Source organism: Cupriavidus sp. BIC8F, from assembly GCF_032465815.1.
In the GTDB taxonomy this organism is placed as follows: Bacteria; Pseudomonadota; Gammaproteobacteria; order Burkholderiales; family Burkholderiaceae; genus Cupriavidus; species Cupriavidus necator.
In genome coordinates, this window is record NZ_CP136094.1 from 200607 (window position 1) to 221252 (window position 20646).

A 20646-nucleotide genomic window follows, 5' to 3' on the forward strand; every position below is an offset into this window, starting at 1 on the left:
CTCCGTACACTGGTGATCCACCAGCCTCCGGAACTCCCCGCGCCATGACCACCTACGCTTTCCGCCTGCTCAACGTCTTTGCCGAATCCACCTTCGGCGGCAATCCGCTGTGCGTGTTCGAGGATGCGCGCGGCATGGACGATGCCACCATGCAGGCGCTGGCGCTGCAGTTCAACCTGTCGGAAACGACCTTTATCCTGCCGTCGGAACGTGCCAGCGCGCGGGTGCGCATCTTCACGCCGGGCTATGAGATGCGCTTCGCCGGCCATCCGACGCTGGGCACCGCGCACGCGGTGCGCGAACTGGCCGGCACCGGCGATGCGCTGACGCTGGAATTCCCGGCGGGCGTGGTGCCGGTGACCGCGCAGGGCGATGTCTGGACCTTCACCGCCCCTCACAACGGCAAGCCGAAGACCGCGCCGGCCGGCCTGCCCGATGCCGACATGGCCAGCCTGCTCGGCCTGCAGGAACGCGATCTGCTGGTGTCGCCGATGTGGGTCGACACCGGCGCCGACCAGCTGCTGGTGGCAGTGCGCAGCACCGATGCCGTGCGCCGCGCCAACCCCGACAGCGCGCGCCTGCAGATCTGGCCGCAGAGCAGCCTGGGCCGCAAGACCGCCTACGTCTTTGCCTTCGACCCGGAGCAGCCCGGCCGCGTGCTGTCGCGCTACTTCTTCACCAGGCAGGGCGGCGGCGTGGCCGAGGATCCGGGCACGGGCTCGGCCTGCGCCAACCTGGGCGGCTGGCTGCTGGCCACCGGCCGCGCGCTGCCGGCCGAATATGCGATCGATCAGGGCGAGGCTATTGGTCGCCCCTGCCGGCTGCACCTGGCCGTCAGCGCCGACGGTGCGATTCACGTGGGCGGCCGCGTGCTGGAGATCGGCCGGGGTACCGTGACCGTGTAACGGCATCTGCGCTACATTGACGGTTTCGCCCCCCGCCGACCCACGCCCCCCGCCTGCCATGACCTCGCACGCCATCACCACGCTGGCCGAACTGGAAGCGCTCTACGCGCAACCGGCGGCCCCGTCGCTTTCCAAGGAAGTCGACTACCTGCACCCGCACTACCGCGCCTTTATCGAAGCGGCGCCCTTCTGCCTGCTGTCGACGGTGGGCGAGGACTGGGCCGAATGCTCGCCGCGCGGCGATGCGCCGGGCTTTGTGCAGGTGCTGGACGAACGCACGCTGCTGCTGCCCGACCGGCGCGGCAACAACCGCGTCGACAGCCTGCGCAATATCGTTGCCGATCCGCGCGTGGGGCTGCTGTTCGTGATCCCCGGCATCAACGAGACCATCCGCGTCAACGGCACCGCGCAGATCAGCGTCGACCCCGCGCTGATCGCGCGCAGCGTGGTCGACGGCAAGGCCCCGACCACGGTGCTGGTGGTCACGGTGCAGTCAGTGTTCTTCCAGTGCGCCCGCGCGCTGATCCGCTCGCGGTTGTGGGCAGCGGATGCGCAGGTGGCGCGCCAGTCGCTGCCCAGCAATGGCGAGATCCTGTCCACGCTGACCGACAACGCCATCGACGGCGCCGCCTACGACCGTGACCTGCCCGAGCGGCAGCGCACCACCCTCTACTAACCGCGCGGCAGCCACTCCGGCGCGTGCGTGCCGAGCGGCTCGGACGGCAAGGTCCAGTGCGCCGGCGTTTCCGACAGATGCGCCGCATGGCGCACCACCGTCAGCATGCCGAAGCCGGACGGCACCGCCTCAAGCAGGTCTGCAACGTCGTCGATCTTCTGCTCGGGCGCCTTGAGCCCGTCCGGCACGCGCCCCAGGCCGCGCAGCCACTGCCCCACCTGCGCCAGCGACACCCGCACATGCCAGCTGCCGCCCTCCACCGCGCGCCGGTGCAGCGCGGCCATCGCGCCGAAGGCCAGCAGGTAGCCCGCGGCGTGGTCCAGCACCTGCGCCGGCAACGGACGCGGCGTGTCGCTGCCGGCCGCGTGCGCTTCGGCATCATTGAAGCCGGTGGCGGTCTGCACCAGCGAATCGAAACCGCGCTTGTGCGACCACGGCCCCACGTCGCCATAGGCGCTCAGCGACACATAGACGATGCCCGGACGCGCGCGCGCCGCGGCCTCCGGCCCCACGCCCAGCTCGGCCAGGCCGCCGGGGCGATAGCCCTGCACCATCACGTCGGCACCGTGCAGCAGCTTGTGCAGCGTGCGCTTGTCGTCCGGATCGCGCAGGTCCAGCTGGCAGGTGCGCTTGCCGCGGCCAGTGTCGATCACCAGCGGCGGGATCGACGGCAGGTGCGATGCGGTGACCAGCAGCACGTCGGCGCCATGCGCGGCCAGCGTGCGGCCCGCCACCGGGCCGGCGATGATGCGGGTGAAATCGAGCACGCGCACGCCCGACAGCGGCTGCGCGTCCCGGGACGCGGGCGCGGGCAACGGTTGCGGCGGGGCGTCGCCGATGCGCTCCAGCGTCACCGGCGGCAGGCCGCGCAAGGCGGCCGCCTGCGGATGGCGGTCCCATTCCTCAAAGCTGCGCAGCGCGGCGACTACTAGGCCCGCATCGGACGCCGCGGTCTCGAAGGCTTCGGCATCCCGCTTTTCCAGCGCGGCCTGCACAGCTGCCTTGTCATTGGCGCAGCCCAGCAAGCGCACCACGCCGTCGCGGTGGTGCGGGAAATTGGTATGCAGGCGCACCCAGGGGCCATCGCCGCAGCGGTAGATGCCGGCCAGCTTGTCCCACAGTTCGGGCGCGGGGCCGCCGTCGACGCGCAGGTAGCGTTCGCTGCGGAATTCGGTGATGGCGTGGCGCATGTCGACGCTGACGTCCTGCCAGCGGCCGGTGCGGCTGTGCCACAGTGCGGCGGCTGCCAGCGCCGCGGCGCCAAGGCTGGCCTGGGCGGCGGTGCCCACGGCAAAGCTCGACGGCAGCACCGGCTCGGCCCCGTCCAGCTTCAGGTGCGCCAGCGCCTCGGCAGGCAGGCCGGCATCGCGCCACAGCGCGGCAACGACTTCAGAGGGCTCAAGCGGCACTGGCGCCGCATCGGGTTGGGCGTTCATGGGCATTCCTGCAGCGATGGACCAAAGCCGGCCACCACGGGCCGGCACGCTCCCATGCTACTCCGACACATCACTTTCGTCGCAGCCAAGCGCGTCCGCGCGGGTGCAAATCCGGGAGATGCGCGGAAATCCGCGGCGGCTCGCGGCGTGCGGCGGCTCCGGCACGGTAAAATCCCGCTATTGGCATTCCGCCACGCAATCTGACGACCCGGCCCGACGCACCCAGACGCATCAGGCCGGCCAACCGGCGCCATCATGAGCCACGACAACAAGCCTACCGACAGCACCCCCGCCGCCTCCAACTTCCTGCGGAGCATCATCGACCAGGACCTCGCCGCCAGCACCTATGCCGGCCGCCAGGACAAGGCCGGCGAACCGCTGCCGACCGTGATCACCCGCTTCCCGCCGGAGCCCAACGGCTACCTGCATATCGGCCACGCCAAGAGCATCTGCCTGAACTTCGGGCTGGCGCGCGACTACGGCGGCCGCTGCCACCTGCGCTTTGACGACACCAACCCGGTCAAGGAAGACACCGAATACGTCGATTCGATCATCGACGCGGTGCACTGGCTGGGCTTTTCCTGGGACAGCGAGGGCAAGGACGGCGCCAAACAGCCGCACCTGTACTACGCCAGCGACTACTTCGACCAGCTCTACGCCTTTGCCGAGACCCTGATCGAGCGCGGCGCCGCCTATATAGACAGCCAGACCGCCGAACAGATCGCCGCCAGCCGCGGCAATTTCTCCGAGCCGGGCAAGCCCTCGCCCTACCGCGACCGCAGCGTCGAAGAGAACCTGCAGTTGTTCCGCGACATGCGCGCCGGCAAGTACAGCGACGGCGAGCACGTGCTGCGCGCGAAGATCGACATGACCGCGCCCAATATCGTGATGCGCGACCCGGTGCTCTACCGCATCCGCCATGCGCATCACCACCGCACGGGCGACAAGTGGTGCATCTACCCGATGTACGACTTCACCCACTGCATCTCGGACGCGCTGGAGAACATCACGCATTCGCTGTGCACGCTGGAGTTCGAGAACAACCGCCCGCTGTACGACTGGGTGCTGGAGCACCTGCGCGACAGCGGCGTGTTCCGCGACCCGCTGCCGCACCAGTATGAGTTCGCACGCCTGAACCTGACCTACGCCATCACCAGCAAGCGCAGGCTCAAGCAGCTGGTCGATGAACAGCGTGTGGACGGCTGGGACGATCCGCGCATGCCCACGCTGGTGGGCGTGCGCCGCCGCGGCTACACCCCGGAATCGATCCAGCTGTTCTGCGACCGCGTGGGCGTGGCCAAGGCCGACAGCTGGATCGACATGAGCACCCTCGAAGGCGCGGTGCGCGACGACCTGGACGGCCGTGCCGCGCGCGGCGTGGCCGTGCTGGACCCGCTGCGCCTGGTGATCGACAACTACCCCGAAGGCCAGAGCGAGGAATGCTCGGCGCCGGTGCACCCGAAGAAGCCCGAACTGGGCCGCCGCGTGTTCCCGCTGTCGCGCGAGCTGTGGATTGAGCGCGAGGACTTCAACGAGACCCCGCCCAAGGGTTACTTCCGCCTGTTCCCGGGCAACAAGGTGCGGCTGAAGTACGGCTATGTCATCGAGTGCACCGGCGTGGACAAGGATGCCGACGGCAACGTGATCGCCGTGCACGCCAGCTACCTGCCCGAAACCAAGAGCGGCACGCCGGGCGCCGACAGCGTCAAGGTGAAGGGCGTGATCCACTGGGTCAGCGCCGCGCACGCGTACGAGGCCGAAGTGCGCCTGTACGACCGCCTGTTCAACGACCCCAACCCGGACGCCGGCGGCAAGAACTTCCTGGATGCGCTCAACCCGGATTCCAAGCAGGTGATCACCGCCTACCTGGAGCCGGGCCTGCGCGAAGCGCAGCCCGAAGACCGCTTCCAGTTCGAGCGCCATGGCTACTTCGTCGCCGACCGCACCGATTCGCAGCCGGGCAAGCCGGTCTTCAACCGCATCGTCGGTCTGAAAGACAGCTGGGGCAAGTGATGGCCAAACCTGGCAAGGCAGCCGTGCAAACCATCACCTTCCCGCTCGAGGGCGAGTTCATCGCGCTCAATGACCTGCTCAAGCTGGCGGGCGTGTGCGACAGCGGCGGCGCCGGCAAGGCGCTGGTCGCCGCCGGCGAAGTCTCGGTGGACGGCACGCCCGAATCGCGCAAGACTGCCAAGATCCGCGCCGGGCAGGTGGTGGGCCTGGCGGGCATCGAGATCCGCGTGGTCGCCGCCTGACCGCGCGGGCCGGGCCGGTGGCGCCAGTGATGGCGGCGCCGGCATTGCAACCGAAAGGACTGGACTATGCCGATCGCTTTCTGGTGCGTGCTGCTGGCCGGCATCCTGCCGCTGGCGACGGTGGCCATCGCCAAGGCCAGCGGGCCTGGCTATGACAACCATGACCCGCGCGGCTGGCTGGAGCAGCAGTCCGGCCGGGCGCGCCGCGCCGACATGGCGCACCGCAACCACTTCGAGGCCTTCCCCTTCTTTGCTGCCGCCGTGCTGGCCGCCAGCCACCTGCAGGCGCCGCAGGCCCGCATCGACGAGCTGGCCGTGGTCTACATCGTGGCCCGCCTGCTCTACACCGTGTGCTACGTGACCGACCGCGCCACGCTGCGCACCCTGTGCTGGACCATCGGCTACCTGTCAGTGGTGGGGATGTTCCTGCTGCCCGTGTTTGTCCACTGAGCGGCGACTGAGCCATGGCCGCACGCGCGCTGGCACTTGCTGCCGCCCTGGGCATCACCGCTGCGCAGGCGGCGCCGCTTGAATACACCATCGATCCGGCGCACACCACCGTCTATTTCTCCGCCAGTCATTTCGAGCGCAGTTCGGTGCGCGGCCGCTTCGGCAAGATCGACGGGCGCCTCGTCTATGACGCGGACAACGGCGCCGGCGCACTCGATGTGACCGTGGACCTGGCCTCGGTCGATACCGGCAACCGCACCCTGGACGGCGTGCTGCGCTCGGCACAATTCTTCGATACTGCCCAGCACCCGGTGGCGCGGCTACGCGCGAACCGCTTCCTGATGGAAGGCGGCCGGCTGGTTGCGGTGGAAGGTGAGCTGACGCTGCACGGCGTCACGCAGCCGCTGCGCCTGCAGGCCGAGCGTTTCCGCTGCGGCGAGGCGAGCCTGTTCGGCGTGAGCCGGCAGGTCTGCGGCGGCGACTTCCGCGCCGAGGTGCCGCGCAGTGCCTTTGGCATGACCCGCTTCCTGCCCGAGGTAGGCGACATCGTGACGCTGCAAGTGGCGGTCGAGGCATCGCCCGCGGGCAGCATCCCGCAGTAACCCTATTCGTCACCTCCGGCGCAAATTTCTCTTGTAGAATCAGCGCTTTGCCCAATTCCTGCCACGCTCGCCTGCGTGTGCCTGATGGGGGCGCGCGAGACCGAGACCATGTTCGACATCCATTCCGGCGACATCGTGGCCGCCGCACTGGCAGCTGCCGGTGCCTGCCTGGCCTGCAGCATTCCGGGCGACTTCCTGCGCCGCTTCCCGCTGTGGGCAGTGCAGACTTACGGCCGCGGCGCGCTGCTGATGCCGTTCCTGGCGATGATGGTCGGCACCTGGCTGTTCCGCCTCGGGGTGGCCGGCCAGATCGACTCCACCGCCGGGCAGGCCCTGATCGTTGCCGCCGGCTTCCTGAGCACGCTGCTGCTGTCGGCGCTGCTGCGCTTCTACCTCAAGGAATACCGCAAGCGCTGAGCCGCCGCGCCAGTATGCCGGGCTGGCAAGCCGTGTCCGGCAAATGGCGTATGATGCGGCCTTTTGCGTCTCCCGCACCCCAGCCGGGGCGCCTGCCGCACACTTCACCTCATGGCGCTCAAATCCACCATCTTCAAAGCTGACCTGTCGGTCTCCGACATGGACCGGCCCTACTACGGCAGCCACAGCCTTACCATCGCCAAGCACCCGTCCGAGAATGACGCGCGCATGATGGTGCGCCTGCTGGCCTTTGCCTGCGAAGCCACCGAGACGCTGGCCTTCACGCGCGGCCTGGACGAACCCGACGAACCCGACCTCTGGGACAAGCGCCTGACCGGCGACATCGCCCACTGGGTCGAACTGGGCCAGCCCGACGAAGCGCGCCTGAAGCGCGCCGCCGCCCGGGCCGAGCGCGTGACCGTCTACACCTACAACGCCGCCAGTGCGCGCGAATGGTGGAAGGGCATGGCGGGCAAGGCCGGCAAGCTGCGCAACGTCACCGTCTACAATGTCCCGGCGGAAGCGGTCGAAGCCCTGGCCGCGCTGGCGCAGCGCGCCATGCGCCTGTCGGTGACGATCCAGGACGGCGACATCTGGGTGGCCGACGACGACCGCAATGTGCAACTGACGCTGGATGTGCTCCAGCGCGCCCAAGCCTGAACGCAGCCGCGCTGCGTTCTCCACTCACCACGTCTGTTCCCATCGGAAGGAAATACGCCATGCAAACCACGCCCTCTGGCCTCCAATACGAAGACACCACCGTCGGCGCCGGCGCCGAAGCCACCGCCGGCAAGCACGTCACCGTGCACTACACCGGCTGGCTGTACGAGAACGGCCAGGCTGGCCGCAAGTTTGATTCGAGCAAGGACCGCAACGACCCGTTCGTGTTCCCGCTGGGTGCCGGCCATGTGATCCGCGGCTGGGACGAAGGCGTGCAGGGCATGAAGGTGGGCGGCGTGCGCCGCCTGGTGATCCCGGCCGACCTCGGCTACGGCGCCCGCGGCGCCGGCGGCGTGATCCCGCCGAACTCTACCCTGCTGTTTGAAGTGGAACTGCTGGCGGTCTAAGCCGGCGAGAAGGTTGTCGCTCCTGCACAGGCAGGGGCGACAAACTACCCGTTTTGCTGGCGCGCCCGCGCCTCAGAACCCGATGGCGGCGTTGCCGACATCGACGCGGACCTTGTCCCGGTCCAGCAGCCGCGCCGCATGGCGGGCATAGTCCTGCGCCCAGGCAGGATCGCCGGAAAAGCGCGCTTCTCCGGAAAACTTGGCGACATTCAGGATCTTGTCGATCACCAGCACCTTGCCGACCGGGCTCGACGCCTGGCAGTCCAGCTCGGTGTATTCCCGGTCGAACCAGCGCCACGCGGCGTCCTCGGTGACCGCGGCCAGCTCGTCCGTGCCGATCGTGAAGTCATATTCCTTGCCGCTGCCGAACACCACCGTAAGCGTACGTGCCATCGCAGGTTCCCCCTGGTCGGATTGAGGCCACCATTGTAAGGACATGGCAGCCGCGCGGGCCAGCAATTCACGGCCGCCTGATCGCGGACAAAGGTGCGACAGCGCTCGTCCGCGGCGAGTGACAGGGACGGCACGCCGCCACAACCGTTGCGAACCGCCCACACCTGCCCAGTTCGCTCAGGCAATTCCGAGGAAAACTGGCACTTATGTCATTTCCCCCACCTTCCCGTGGCGCGGCTTTGATTTATGCTTGCACCATGGCCATCACGCGACAGGACCTCGAATCCGACCGTCTGCGCACCTCGCTGTGCAGTACTCCGGTCGCGTCCTCGCTGCTGCCGGAAGCCGTGCTGGAGCAGTCCCTGTCCGATGCGCTGGCGCGCCGCCCGGAAGATCCCGCGCTTGGCGGCGATGTCTGGCTGTTCGGCTATGGCTCGCTGATCTGGAACCCGATGGTGGTGCACACCGAGCGCCAGCGCGCCACGGTGCACGGCTACCACCGCGGCTTCTACCTCTATTCCCGCATCAACCGGGGCACCTGGGACAACCCGGGCCTGGTGCTGGGCCTGGACCGGGGCGGCTGCTGCCACGGCATGGTGTTCCGCATCCCCAGCCATGTGGTCGAGCAGGAATTCCGCGTGCTGTGGCGCCGCGAGATGCTGACCGGGGCCTACCATCCGCGCTGGCTGCGCATCCGCACCGGCGATGCCCGCGCGCCTGAGCAGCGCGCCCTCGCCTTCGTCATGAACCGCTCGCACGAGGCCTACGCTGGCCGGCTGCCGGATATCAGCGTGGTCGAGCGCCTGCGCCACGCAGCCGGACTGTACGGCCCCGCGCGCGAATACCTGCAGCAGACCCTGCTGGGCCTGGCCACCAACGGCGTCGACGATCCCTACCTGGGCCGGCTCTGGCGCCAGCTGCAGGCCGACGACGCCGCCGACGCCGAGCGCGCTGCGCACGCCGCCCTCGACGACGCAGCGCCCCTGCCGGCCAGCCCCACGAAACCGTCTGAGCCAAGGAGCTGCCGCCATGACGCGCCCCGCCGCCCGCACCCGCAGACAGGCACTCAACGAGCTGCTGGGCCTGATGGGATTGCTGATGGGGGCGGCCTGCTGGCGGCCCAGGGCGGGCAGACCCTGGCGGCACGGCCCGCCGGCGGCGCGGCCAGCCAGCCCGCCGCCCGCCCGCCGCGCAGCGCGGCCATGCAGCCGCCGCTGCACCGCGACGCCATCGGCACGCTCGACCGCAACCTGATCACCGCAGCCAGCGCCGGCGACCAGGAACTGGTGGCGCGCCTGCTGGCCGCCGGCGCCTCGGCGCGCGCCGCGGATGAACGCGGGCGCAGCGCGCTGCTGGCGGCCGTGCAGAACCGGCGCGCCGAGGTCGCGCGCACACTGCTGCTGGCCGGTGCCGACGTGAACCTGAAGGACGCCGAATCCAACAGCCCCTTCCTGCTGGCCGCCGCCACCGGCCAGGCGGATGTGGTGCGCCTGGCCCTGGCCAATGGCGCCGACCTGGCCAGCACCGACCGCTATGACGGCACCGCGCTGATCATCGCCAGCCAGCATGGCCATGTCGAGGTGGTGAAGCTGCTGCTGAAGGCCGGCGTTGCCGTGGACCATGTCAACGACCTCGGCTGGACCGCGCTGCTGGAAGCGGTGATCCTGGGCGATGGCAGCACCCGCTACGAGGAAACGGTGCAGCTGCTGCTGGATGCCGGCGCTGACGCCAACCTCGCCGACCGCGAAGGCGTGACCCCCACGCGCCATGCGCGCGAGCGGGGCTACAAGACGATGGTGAAGATGCTGATGCGGGTGCGGGGGCATTGAGGGCCGGCACCGTGTAAATGAAAAAGGCTGGTCGGTCGACCAGCCTTTTTCATTGGCTACCCCTGCTGCCTCAGGCCGCGGGCTTCTCCGCTGCGCCGGTGTTGCGCGCATTCTCGCTTTCCTGCAGATGGCGCCACATCACCTTGCCGGTGCCCGACTTCGGCAGCGCCTCAACGAACTCCACCACGCGCGGGTACTTGTAGGCGGCCATGTTCTCCTTGGCCCATTCGATGATCTGCTCCGGCGTGGTCTTGCCTTTGGCGTGGGCGCGCAGCACCACCACCGCCTTGACGGTCTCGCCGCGGTACGGGTCGCGCGTGCCGATGATGCAGGCCTCCTGCACGTCCGGATGCTTGTACAGCAGGTTCTCCACCTCGGCCGGCCACACCTTGAAGCCCGATGCATTGATCATGCGCTTGAGGCGGTCGGTGATGAAGTAGTAGCCGTCCTCGTCCATGCGGCCCAGGTCGCCGGTGCGGAAGAAGGTCTTGCCTTCGAACTCGATAAAGGCGTCGCGGGTGGCGTCTTGCTTGCCCCAGTAGCCCTTGAACACCTGCGGGCCGCTGACGATGATCTCGCCGATCTCGTTGGGCGGCAGTTCCTTGAGCGTGACCGGGTCGACCACGCGCGCGTCGGTGTTGAAGGTCGGCACGCCCAGGCACTGCAGCTTGGGCCGGTCCGACGGGTTGCTGTGCGTCGGCGCCATGGTTTCGGACAGGCCGTAGCCTTCCAGGTAGTTCAGCCCGAACTGCTCGCGCAGGCGCTCGGCCACGGCCTGCGGCATGGCCGCGCCGCCGCCGCCGATGTAGCGCAGGCTGGACAGGTCGAACTGGGCCAGGTTGGGGCTGGCCAGGAAGTCGATCACCATGGTCGGGATATTGGTCCAGTGCGTGACCTGGTAGCGCGAGATCAGGCGGCCGGCCACCTCGCGGTCCCAGCGCGGCAGCATCACCACGGTGGCGCCGCTGTAGATCGGGCCGTTCATGCCGTACTGCATGCCGGTGACGTGGAACAGCGGCAGCACCGACAGGATCACCGATTCGGCGCCCGAGCCCGACCAGGTCGCGCCGCCGACGATGTTGTGCATCACCGAGCGGTGCGTGTGGATACAGCCCTTGGGGAAGCCGGTAGTGCCCGAGGTGTAGGGCATCACCGCCATGTCGTCCGGGCCGGCGGTGTGTGGGCCGGGCTGCAGGCCGGCGCCCAGCGCCTCGGGCCATGCGGTGGCGCCCGCGGGCAGCGGATGCGGCGTGGTCAGCCAGGCCGGCGCCGCGTCTTCCGGGTGTTCGTGCGTGGGCGGCAGCGCGTCGGCATACTGGGTCACCAGCATATGCTGCAGGCGCTCGGCCGGCGCCAGCTCCGCCTGCGCCTGCTCGACCCCGGCGGCCAGGTCGGCGGTGAAGATCGCCACGCGCGCCTGCGCGTCGGTGACGTAGTGCTTGAATTCCTCGGCGCGGTTCATCGGGTTGACCGGCACCACCACCGCGTCGGCGCGCAGGATAGCGTAGTAGCTGACGATGAACTGCGGGCAGTTCTGCATGTACAGCAGCACCCGGTCCCCCTTCTTCACGCCCGCCTTCTGCTGCAGCCAGCCGGCCAGCGCGGTGGCCTGCGCCTCCAGTTCACGGAAGGTGACGGCATTGCCGAAGTAGCGGATCGCGGCCTTGTCGGCATAGCGGAGCGCCGAGACTTCCAGGTTGGCCCAGAGCGAGGTCTCCGGCAGCACGATGGCGGTCGGCAGGCGCTTCGGCCAGAACTGGAAATGCGGGCGAGCTGGGGTCTGCATGCAACGTCTCCTGTGCGGTCTCGCGGACCGGGTCTTTCGGTATGGTCAAGGACTATAACCGAACGATCGTTCTATTTTCAACCACAGACTTTCCCGAACCCTGCGGGCGCGGTATTGGCACAGGCGTTGCATTCGGCGCCTTCGCCCTCACAATAGGGGTATAGATTGCCCTGACTTGCCCCCGCGGGCGGCCCGCCCCGGCTGGCCGCTCCCGCCACTCCCCGATCCAGGATTCCCCATGAGCGACGTCACCCTGCAGAATTTCGAAACCGAAGTGATCGAGGCCTCGCGCCAGGCGCCCGTGCTGGTCGACTTCTGGGCGCCGTGGTGCGGCCCCTGCCGCACGCTGGGCCCGATGCTGGAACGGCTGGAGGCCGAGGCCAGCGGCCAGTGGAAGCTGGTCAAGGTCAATGTCGACGAGAACCAGGACCTGGCCGCGCACTTCGGCGTGCGCAGCATCCCGCACGTGGTGGCGATTGCCGACGGCGAGGCGGTGGACCAGTTCATCGGCGTGCTGCCTGAGTCCGGCCTGCGCGAATTCCTGGGGCGGCTGATGCCCAAGCCCGCGCAGGTGGCCCTGCATGACGCGCTGCAACTGGCCGCCGAGGGCGACCGGGCCGGCGCCGAGGCGAAGTTCGACGAAGCCATTGCGCTCGACCCCGAGACCGACGCCGCCCGGCTGGCCTATATCGGCTTCCTGCTGGACGGCAATGCGATCGCCGAGGCCAGGTCGCAGCTCGAGGCCCTGTCGCCGCAGGCCGCGCAGCAGGACGCCCATGCCGCGCTGCGCACGCGCATGGACGCGATGGAGGGCCTGTCCGGCCTGCCGGACGAGTCCACCCTGAGCGCGCGCATCGCCGCCGACCCGCGCGACCTGGCGGCGCGGCTGGACCTGTCCAGGCTGCTGATCGCGCGCCAGCAGTACGAGCCGGCGCTGGAGCAGTTGCTGGAAATCGTGCGCACCGACCGCACCTTCGAGGACGATATCGGCCGCAAGACCATGCTGTCGGTGTTCGAGATGCTGGCCGACCGGCCCGACGTGGTGTCGCGCTGGCGCCGCCAGCTGAGCACGGCGCTGAACTGAGCGGCCGGGCTGCGGCCCCGGCGCGGTAAACTGGCGGACTCAGTTCCGCCATTTTTCTTGCCATCCGCCATGCCAGCGCCCCGCCTGATCGACTTCAAGACCGAGCCCGCCCCCAGCCACGACCGCCCGCGCCCGGACCGGCTGGTGTCAGGCAACCCCGACCGCACCACCTGGACGCACTACAGCGCGCAGCACGGCGATTTCGACTGCGGCATCTGGGCGTGCGAGCCCGGGGCGTGGCGCATCGCCTTCCCGGCCGGCAAGGAAGAGTTCTTCCATGTCATCAGCGGCCGGATCCGCATCAGCGACGATGCCGGCCAGGCCAGCGACTTCGGCCCCGGCGATGCCTGCGTGATCCCGGCCGGCTTTACCGGGCTGTTCGAGGTGCTGGCGCCGGTGCGCAAGTATTTCGTGGTGATCGACCGCGACGCCGCGCACCCGGCCTGACAGTGCTCAGGCCGCGGTGACGGGGCCTTCGACCAGCGTGAAGCCGTGCTCGCGCATATGCTCCACCATCATCGCGTCCATCGACTTGACATGATGGTCGAACCAGCCCGAGAGCTCGGCCACCAGGCGGCGGCCCAGCTGGAACTCGGCATCGGTGTGCACCTTGTCGCGCACCGCGACGGCCACGGCCAGCACCTGCTGGTGCTCGCCCGCATGGCAATGGCGCGGGCCGAAGCCCATCGCCTCCATCCACTGCTCTTCCTGGGCGAAGTGATGGCGAGTATGGTCGATCCATGCATCCATCGCCGCCAGGAAGCCGGCGTCGTCGGCGCCGGCCACCGCGGCCAGCAGCTGCACGAACTCGGCATGGGTGGCGTCGGTGACCGGTTCGCCCAGATGGAGGTGGTCCGGCAGGCCGGCGGAGGAGAGCTGGTCTTTGGCGTCCATGGGATCGACGGCAATCGTTGGGGAAAACGGCAAGGATACCGAATCAGCGCGGCCCGGGCCTGATCTGGCGCAAGCCAGGGGTATGCTGTGGGCGATGCGCCCTGTCCGCTACACCTATCCCTCATGCCACGACTGATCTTCTTCTGCGGCCATGCCGGCACCGGCAAGACCACCCTCGCCCACCGCCTGATCGGCCCGCTGATGCAGGCCACCGGCGAGCCCTTCTGCCTGCTCGACAAGGACACCCTGTACGGCCGCTACAGCGCCGCGGCCATGGCCGCGATCACCGGCGACCCCAATGACCGCGACAGCCCGGCCTACCTGGACAACCTGCGCGACCCGGAATACCAGGGCCTGCTCGACACCGCGCGCGAGAACCTGGCGCTGGGGATCAGCGTGATCGTGATCGGCCCGCTTTCGCGCGAGGTCAAGGCCCACCTGCTGCATGACCCCGGCTGGCTGCACGTGCCCGCCGGCACCACGGTGCGCACGGTCTGGGTCCACCTGCCGGAAGACGAGGCCCATGCGCGCATCATCCGGCGCGGCAATCCCAACGACGCCTACAAGCTGAGCCACTGGGAGGCCTACCGCACCCGGCGCTTCATGCCGGCGCCCGCGGACTACCCGGAACTGATCTTCTTCGACAACCAGGCACCCGGCGACGCCGAGATCGGCGGGCTGCTGCGCGCGCTGAGCGCCTGAGCGGCCCGGGCGGCCCGGGCGGCCCGCGCGGCTTCAGCCGCGCGCGATCTCGCCGATCACCGCCGACGCCGCGACAAAGCCGAATACCGCCGTCACCGCCACCGACGAGCCAAAGCCCGCGCACGCCAGGCCCTGCGGGCCGCGCATGGCTGGCTGGCCCGGCTGCCCGTCCAGCGGCGGCGCCTCGTCGATCTCGCAGGCCTGCTGCTCGGGCTCGGGGTATTGCAGCGGCTCGTCCGAATAGACCGCGGCAATGCCGAACTTCTTCTTCGGGTCGCGCGTAAAGCCCCATTGCTTGCGCAGGCCGGCACGCACCTTGGACAGCAGCGGGTCCTGGATCGTGCGCGCCAGGTCGTCGATGCGCACGCGCGTGGGGTCGAGCTGGCCGCCGGCGCCGCCGCAGGTGATCACCGGCACGCCCTGGCGCCGGGCCCAGCCGAGCATTCCGGTCTTGACGCGCACCGCGTCGATGGCGTCGATCACATAGTCATAGCCGGCGCCGAGCAGCTCGGGCACGTTGTCCGGCGTGACGAAATCATCGACCTGCGTCACCTGGCAGCGCGGGTTGATGGCCACGATGCGCTCGGCCATCGCCTCGACCTTGGCGCGCCCGTAGGCATCGCCCAGCGCATGGATCTGGCGGTTGGTGTTGGACAGCGCGATATGGTCCAGGTCGATCAGCGTGATGCGCCCGACCGCATTGCGCGCCAGTGCCTCGGCCGCCCAGCTGCCGACGCCGCCAATGCCGACCACGCACACGCTGGCCGCCTCCAGGCGGGCCAGGCCGGCGGCGCCGTAGAGCCGTGCCACGCCGCCGAAGCGGCGGTGGTAGTCATCTTCGGCCGGGCTTTCGTGGGTCAGCGGCTTGGGCAGGCCGGCCAGGTCGTGTGCGGCATCGTTCATGCTGGAGGAATCGGGTCGATGGAGATCGGCAGGGTCGGCGCCCGGCTGCAGCGGGGCAAGAATCCGGCATTTTCCGGCGGCGATGTCAGCCAATCCCCGACAAAGGCGGGAAGCGCGCAACTATACAATAGACGTGCAGTGGTCCGTTCGCCGCCCCGCGCTGGCGTGGGCGGCCCCGGACCTGCCCCCCCGCCAGACAGGAGAGCCCGCCTCATGCCCGTGCGCCGCAAGGTTGTTCTGTGGAGTGTGCTGACACCGGTTGCGCTGATCGCGCTGCTGGTGGTCGTGATCCTGACCTTCGACTGGAACCGCCTCAAGCCCTGGCTCAACGACCGCGTCTCGGAGGCCATCGGCCGGCCCTTCGCCATCAACGGCGACCTGACCGTGACCTGGCGCCACGGCGAGGGCGAGAAAGGCTGGCGCACCCTTGTGCCTTGGCCGCGGTTGTCGGCACGCGACATCACCATCGGCAATACCGACTGGGCCAGACAGCCCAACCTCGCAACCGTGCGCGAACTGATCTTCGTGCTGCGTCCGATACCGCTGCTGGCGCACCAGATCGCGGTGCCGACCATTGTCGTCGACAGCCCGGCGGTGTGGCTGGAGCGCCTGCCGGACGCCCGCAACAACTGGACCCTTGAGTTCGGCCCCAAGAAGGGCCCGTCCGAATGGGAGCTGGATATCGGCGAGGTCGTGCTGGCGCGCGGCAACCTGGCGCTGGCTGACCAGTTCAAGAAGATCGAGCTGCAGGCGGAGCTCGACACCATCGGCGACAACCCGCTCTATGACAAGGCCCGCGACGGCGCGCTGGTGGCACCCGAGGCGTCCCAGGTGCCGCCCGGGCCGCCCGCCAGTGCCGGCGCGGCAGCCTCCGCGCCGGCGGCTTCGGCATCCGGCGCGGCCGGCGCACCTGGCGCATCGGGCCCGCCGGCCTCGGCCATCGCCGCCAACGGCCGCTACGGCGTGCGCTGGAAAGCCACCGGCCGCTACAACGAGGCCACCATCAACGCCAGCGGCAAGGCCGGCACGGTGCTGAGCCTGCGCAATACCGACGTGCCCTTCCCGATCCTGGCCGATGTGCGGGTTGGCACCACCCGCGCCGTGATCGAAGGCACCGTGACCAACCCCGCGCATCTGGCCGCGCTGGACGTGCATCTGACGCTGACCGGCGACAGCATGGCCAGGCTCTATGCGCTGACCGGCGTGGTGCTGCCGTCCACGCCGCCGTATCAGACCCGCGGCCGGCTGATGGCAACGCTGCGCAAGCAAGGCTCGATCTACGAGTACCAGAAGTTCACCGGCCGCGTCGGCGGCAGCGACCTGTCCGGCACGCTGACCTTCACCAAGCGTGACCCGCGTCCGCTGCTGGCGGGCAACCTGGTGTCGAACCAGCTGCGCTTTGTCGACCTGGCCCCGCTGATCGGCGCCGATGCCAAACCCGGCCGCCCCGCCAAGGACAGCCCGGTAGTCCAGCCCGCCGACAAGGCGCTGCCGGTGGCCCCGTTCCGCACCGAGCGCTGGGACGAGATCGATGCCGACGTGCACTTCACCGGCAAGCGCATCATCCGCGATGCCGAACTGCCGATCAGCGACCTGGTCACCCACCTGAAGCTGCAGGACGGCGTGCTGCTGCTCGACCCGCTCAACTTCGGCGTCGCCGGCGGCAACCTGGTGTCGACCATGCGCCTCGATGGCAAGCGCGAGCCGATGGGGGCCACGGTCGACATGACCGCGCGGCACATGAAGCTCAAGCAGCTGTTCCCCACCTTTGACCTGATGCGCGCCAGCATCGGCGAGCTCAACGGCAGCGCCAAGCTGTCGGCTACCGGCAATTCAGTGGCGGCGCTGATGGCCTCTTCCAACGGCGAAGCCAAGCTGCTGGTCGAGAACGGCACGGTCAGCAAGTTCCTGCTTGAAGCGATGGGGCTGAACGTGGGCAGCGTGGTGATCCGCAAGCTGTTCGGCGACAGGCCGGTGCGGATCAACTGCGGCGTCAGCGACTTTGCCTTCACCGACGGCATCGCGCGCGCGCGCACCTTCGTGCTGGATACGGACGACGCGGTAATCGAGACCACTGGCGGCATCGACCTGCGCAATGAAAAGCTGGCGCTGACCATCCACCCGGACTCCAAGGGCCTGCGCGTGTTCTCGCTGCGTTCGCCGCTGTACGTGGGCGGCACCATGAAGAAGCCGTCCGTCAGTCCCGATATCGGGGTGCTGGCGCTGCGCGCCGGCGGCGCGCTGTCGCTGGCCCTGCTGGCACCGGTGGCGACGGCGGTGCTGCCGCTGGTGGACCTGTCACCGGGCGGCGAAGACAACCAGTGCGCAACGCTGCTAGCCGACCTGCGCAAACGCCCGGTCGCGCCGCCGCCGGGCAAGACCTACAAGGATCCCAGGACCGGCAAGACCGCCGGCATGACCGCCGGCAAGCCGATCCCGAAGGAAACGCCGGGCACCGCCGCGCAGGCTGACGCCCAGACCCGCGAACCGGCACGCCCCGGCGAGCGCGACGAGCGCAAGCCGGCGCCGGCGCGCCCGGCCAACGATGCCCTGTACAAGGGCGGCTGAGGCGCGTGCGAACTAGTGCCCTGTTCCGCAAATACCTTGTTATGAAATCGGCCAGTTGGCCGCCATGCCTCGTTGCTCGTCGTTGCCATAGCTACTACGGCTATGGCGCCTCCTCGCGCCTAGCCTGACGGCCAACTGGCCGATTTCATTTTGGCAAGCTACTTGCGGAACAGAACGCGGCGCGTCGCCTGGCGGCCATATGTCCGCCCTTGTCTGAAGCAAAATCGCAACACTTTGCCCCGCTGCGACATCCTGCCGCACGCAGCCGTTGTGCCGCGCCCACGCCCGGCGCATAATTAAACGGCCATTTACAACAAGTTTAAGCATGGCAAGCATCGGATGCGGTGCGGGTTCGCCCGTCTGCATCCTTCTGAAGGCGCGGCTGCGGCCGCCCTTTGTTTCCTCCTTGTTTCCCGCCTCGGCACGGCCGCCGGCCGCCATGAGCGCGGTCACCGCGAGCCCCCGTTCCCATGTCGCTGCCGCACGCCGCCGTCCCGCCGATCACCTGGCTGATCGCGCTGACGGTGTGCAACCACGTGGCCTTCAATGCCAGCCGCGTGGTGGTGTCGCTGTTCGCGATTTCCCTCAAGGCCTCCACCGTCACGCTCGGCGTGCTGATGTCGCTGTATGCGGTGCTGCCGATGCTGCTGGCAATCCGCGCCGGCAAGCGCATCGACGAGATCGGGCCGCGCAAGCCGATGACCGCAGGCTCGCTGATGGTGGTGGCGGGCACGCTGCTGCCGGCGCTCTGGCACGACCTCGGCGCGCTGTACCTGTCATGCGCGCTGATCGGCGTGGGCTTCATGCTGGTGCAGGTGGCGATGCAGCTGCTGATCGGCCAGGTCTCCACCAATGAGACCCGGCTGCGCAACTACACCTGGCATGCGCTGGGGCTGTCGGTGTCCGGCACGCTCGGGCCGGTGACGATGGGCTACGTGATCGAGCATGCGGGCTTCCGCCCCGCCTTCATGGTGCTGGTGGCGGTGGCGCTGGTCGGCCAGGCCGGCCTGCAATGGGTGCGTCCGCGCCTGCCGGCGCAAGGCGGCAATGCCGGGCGCATCGCCATCGAGGACGGCAGCCGCCGCTCCACACTGGACCTGCTGCAACATCCCGAGCTGCGCGCGGTCTTCATCGCCAGCGCGGTGCTGTCCGCCGCATGGGACCTGCACGCCTTCCTGATCCCGATCCAGGGCTCGCGCATCGGCCTGTCGCCGTCATCGATCGGCTGGGTGCTCGGCGCTTTCGCCATCGCCACCTTTGCCATCCGCGTGGCGATGCCGGCGGTGTCGCGCCGGCTCTCGGAGTGGAAAATCATCCGCAGCGCGCTGCTGGTGGGCGCGCTGGCCTACCTGGCCTACCCCTTCGTCACGCACTTCTGGCTGATGTGCGGGCTGGCCTTCGTGCTGGGCCTGGCGCTGGGCAGCGCCCAGCCCAATGTCATGAACATCCTGCACGCGGCGTCGCCGCACGGCCGCGCCGGCGAGGCGCTGGGCCTGCGCTCGGCGGTGCTCAATACCAGCCAGGTGGTGTGGCCGCTCACGTTTGGCGTGGTCGGCACGGCGCTGGGCATGCTGCCGATCTTCCTGTCGATGGCGGGCGCGATGGGCGCGGCCGGTTACTACTCGCGGCGCCAGGGGCGCAAGGTGCTGCCACCGCCAGTTTAGCCCCCGCGGCAGGTGGCGCTGGCGATACGCTTGTCGCCACGCAAATGCGATCCCCGATGCATTCGCTATACTCGAATCAGCCGGACCTGCGGCCCCCGCCCCCGGGCGCACCGCGCATCCCGACCGATATCCTGATGATTGCGACATGACTCAACTTGCCGACCTTCGCCGTACCTATGTGCTGGGCTCTCTGTCCGAAACCGACGTAGCGCCCGACCCGATGAGCCAGTTCAAACGCTGGTTCGACGAGGCGGTCACGGCCAAGCTGCCCGAACCCAATGCCATGACCCTGGCCACGGTCGACGCCGACGGCCAGCCCTCCGCGCGCATCGTGCTGCTCAAGGGCATCGACGACCGCGGCTTCACCTTCTTCACCAACTATGAAAGCCGCAAGGGCCTGGACCTGGCGGCAAACCCGCGCGCGGCGCTGCTGTTCCACTGGGTGCAACTGGAGCGCCAGGTACGCGTCGAAGGCCGCGTCGAGAAAGTCTCGGACGACGAGAGCGACGCCTATTTCGCCACGCGCCCGCTGGGCTCGCGCGTGGGCGCCTGGGCCTCTGCGCAAAGCCGCGAGGTACCCGGCCGCGACGTGCTGGAGCAGCGCGAGCAGGAATACCGCAGCAAGTTCGGCGAAAACCCGCCGCGCCCGCCGCACTGGGGCGGCTACCGCCTGGTGCCGACCGCGCTGGAGTTCTGGCAGGGCCGCCCGTCGCGGCTGCATGACCGCATCGCCTTCCGCCTGCAACCCGGCGGCGACTGGCAAATCGTGCGGCTGTCGCCCTGAAGCGGTTGGCGCGCACCTGAACATGCGCCAACAGCGCCGAACGGGTCGGTAGTGTGGTCTTCTGGACGGTGCGCTGCACAAGCTGCGGAATTGGACTAAAGTGAGACAGGCGTCGCTTGGCTACTCTTTTCTTGCAGCGTTCGCGATGGATTGGGCAAGGTTCCAGCTCAGTACCAACCTTGCCTGATGCCTCGGCCGAAGCGTGTGCCGCAACCGTCAGGAGGTAAAGCG

Annotated in this window: 21 protein-coding genes and 2 pseudogenes; 17 read left to right on the top strand and 6 right to left on the bottom strand. The window is 69.0% G+C overall.

All coding sequences use genetic code 11. The features are described from left to right. Positions 1-44: 44 nt before the first annotated feature. Positions 45-905 (top strand): PhzF family phenazine biosynthesis protein, encoded by an 861-nt coding sequence (locus tag RS901_RS00910; protein WP_316150955.1) that lies wholly within the window; start codon positions 45-47, stop codon positions 903-905. A 58-nt stretch (positions 906-963) separates the two neighbouring features. Further along, the gene (locus RS901_RS00915) at positions 964-1581 is read left to right on the top strand and encodes a pyridoxamine 5'-phosphate oxidase family protein (RefSeq protein WP_316150956.1); all 618 of its coding nucleotides are present in this window, start codon (positions 964-966) and stop codon (positions 1579-1581) included. Here RS901_RS00915 and RS901_RS00920 read toward each other — a convergent pair. After that, entirely contained in the window at positions 1578-3017 is a 1440-nt protein-coding gene (locus RS901_RS00920; protein WP_316150957.1) for a CoA transferase, read from the bottom strand. The two genes, RS901_RS00915 and RS901_RS00920, sit on opposite strands and share 4 nt — an antisense overlap. Before the next feature lie 255 nt (positions 3018-3272). On the opposite strand from RS901_RS00920, the gene RS901_RS00925 reads away from it, so the two are divergent. The 7 genes from RS901_RS00925 (at position 3273) to RS901_RS00955 (ending at position 7808) form a co-directional block, all read left to right on the top strand. After that, complete coding sequence (locus tag RS901_RS00925) at positions 3273-5030, top strand: glutamine--tRNA ligase/YqeY domain fusion protein (protein ID WP_316150958.1); 1758 nt, start codon at positions 3273-3275, stop codon at positions 5028-5030. Further along, positions 5030-5272 carry an RNA-binding S4 domain-containing protein gene (locus RS901_RS00930; protein ID WP_114131851.1) on the top strand — a complete coding sequence of 81 codons (243 nt, stop codon included), beginning with the start codon at positions 5030-5032 and terminating at the stop codon, positions 5270-5272. Before RS901_RS00925 ends, RS901_RS00930 begins: the two co-directional genes overlap by 1 nt. A 66-nt stretch (positions 5273-5338) precedes the next feature. Continuing rightward, positions 5339-5722, top strand: coding sequence for an MAPEG family protein (locus RS901_RS00935; protein ID WP_316150959.1), 384 nt, complete (start codon positions 5339-5341; stop codon positions 5720-5722). A gap of 14 nt (positions 5723-5736) precedes the next feature. Continuing rightward, positions 5737-6324 carry a YceI family protein gene (locus tag RS901_RS00940; RefSeq protein WP_316150960.1) on the top strand — a complete coding sequence of 196 codons (588 nt, stop codon included), beginning with the start codon at positions 5737-5739 and terminating at the stop codon, positions 6322-6324. 108 nt (positions 6325-6432) lie between these two features. Further along, positions 6433-6741 carry a hypothetical protein gene (locus RS901_RS00945; protein WP_011615834.1) on the top strand — a complete coding sequence of 103 codons (309 nt, stop codon included), beginning with the start codon at positions 6433-6435 and terminating at the stop codon, positions 6739-6741. Between the two features lie 111 nt (positions 6742-6852). After that, positions 6853-7401, top strand: coding sequence for a YaeQ family protein (locus tag RS901_RS00950; protein WP_013957576.1), 549 nt, complete (start codon positions 6853-6855; stop codon positions 7399-7401). Between the two features lie 59 nt (positions 7402-7460). Beyond that, positions 7461-7808, top strand: coding sequence for an FKBP-type peptidyl-prolyl cis-trans isomerase (locus RS901_RS00955; protein ID WP_316150961.1), 348 nt, complete (start codon positions 7461-7463; stop codon positions 7806-7808). Between the two features lie 72 nt (positions 7809-7880). Here RS901_RS00955 and RS901_RS00960 read toward each other — a convergent pair whose 3' ends face one another. Further along, positions 7881-8201: a hypothetical protein gene (locus RS901_RS00960; protein ID WP_013957577.1), complete on the bottom strand. Its 321-nt coding sequence runs from the start codon at positions 8199-8201 to the stop codon at positions 7881-7883. Positions 8202-8407: 206 nt separating this feature from the next. On the opposite strand from RS901_RS00960, the pseudogene RS901_RS00965 reads away from it, so the two are divergent. Together RS901_RS00965 and RS901_RS00970 are read left to right on the top strand one after the other, a co-directional pair. Continuing rightward, positions 8408-9199, top strand: a pseudogene (locus RS901_RS00965) (gamma-glutamylcyclotransferase); the annotation flags it as partial. Positions 9200-9230: 31 nt separating this feature from the next. Further along, positions 9231-10030 (top strand): annotated as a pseudogene (locus tag RS901_RS00970) (ankyrin repeat domain-containing protein). Positions 10031-10100: 70 nt separating this feature from the next. On the opposite strand, the gene RS901_RS00975 reads toward RS901_RS00970, so the two are convergent. Next, complete coding sequence (locus tag RS901_RS00975) at positions 10101-11816, bottom strand: long-chain fatty acid--CoA ligase (RefSeq protein ID WP_316150962.1); 1716 nt, start codon at positions 11814-11816, stop codon at positions 10101-10103. Between the two features lie 238 nt (positions 11817-12054). On the opposite strand from RS901_RS00975, the gene trxA reads away from it, so the two are divergent. Continuing rightward, complete coding sequence (gene trxA / locus RS901_RS00980; protein WP_316150964.1) at positions 12055-12900, top strand: thioredoxin; 846 nt, start codon at positions 12055-12057, stop codon at positions 12898-12900. Positions 12901-12969: 69 nt separating this feature from the next. Beyond that, complete coding sequence (locus tag RS901_RS00985; RefSeq protein ID WP_013957582.1) at positions 12970-13347, top strand: cupin domain-containing protein; 378 nt, start codon at positions 12970-12972, stop codon at positions 13345-13347. Positions 13348-13353: 6 nt separating this feature from the next. Here RS901_RS00985 and RS901_RS00990 read toward each other — a convergent pair whose 3' ends face one another. Continuing rightward, positions 13354-13794, bottom strand: a complete 441-nt coding sequence (locus RS901_RS00990) for a bacteriohemerythrin (protein WP_114131860.1) — start codon at positions 13792-13794, stop codon at positions 13354-13356. 123 nt (positions 13795-13917) lie between these two features. Here RS901_RS00990 and RS901_RS00995 point away from each other — a divergent pair, with 123 nt between their 5' ends. Further along, on the top strand, positions 13918-14496 hold the full coding sequence (locus RS901_RS00995; RefSeq protein WP_316150966.1) for an ATP-binding protein: 579 nt from the start codon (positions 13918-13920) through the stop codon (positions 14494-14496). 33 nt (positions 14497-14529) lie between these two features. Here the strand turns inward: RS901_RS00995 and tcdA are convergent, their stop codons facing one another. Beyond that, positions 14530-15399: a tRNA cyclic N6-threonylcarbamoyladenosine(37) synthase TcdA gene (gene tcdA, locus RS901_RS01000; RefSeq protein WP_316150967.1), complete on the bottom strand. Its 870-nt coding sequence runs from the start codon at positions 15397-15399 to the stop codon at positions 14530-14532. A 213-nt stretch (positions 15400-15612) separates the two neighbouring features. Between tcdA and RS901_RS01005 the strand changes: the two genes are divergently transcribed. Beyond that, entirely contained in the window at positions 15613-17967 is a 2355-nt protein-coding gene (locus RS901_RS01005; RefSeq protein WP_316150968.1) for an AsmA family protein, read from the top strand. A gap of 39 nt (positions 17968-18006) precedes the next feature. On the opposite strand, the gene RS901_RS01010 is transcribed toward RS901_RS01005, so the two are convergent. Beyond that, positions 18007-18420: a hypothetical protein gene (locus RS901_RS01010; RefSeq protein ID WP_316150969.1), complete on the bottom strand. Its 414-nt coding sequence runs from the start codon at positions 18418-18420 to the stop codon at positions 18007-18009. A 17-nt stretch (positions 18421-18437) separates the two neighbouring features. On the opposite strand from RS901_RS01010, the gene RS901_RS01015 reads away from it, so the two are divergent. Beyond that, a complete protein-coding gene (locus RS901_RS01015; RefSeq protein WP_316150970.1) occupies positions 18438-19631 on the top strand; it encodes an MFS transporter in 1194 nt (397 codons plus the stop codon). A gap of 145 nt (positions 19632-19776) precedes the next feature. After that, positions 19777-20415, top strand: coding sequence for a pyridoxamine 5'-phosphate oxidase (gene pdxH, locus RS901_RS01020; protein ID WP_013957588.1), 639 nt, complete (start codon positions 19777-19779; stop codon positions 20413-20415). The last annotated feature ends 231 nt before the right edge of the window (positions 20416-20646 follow it).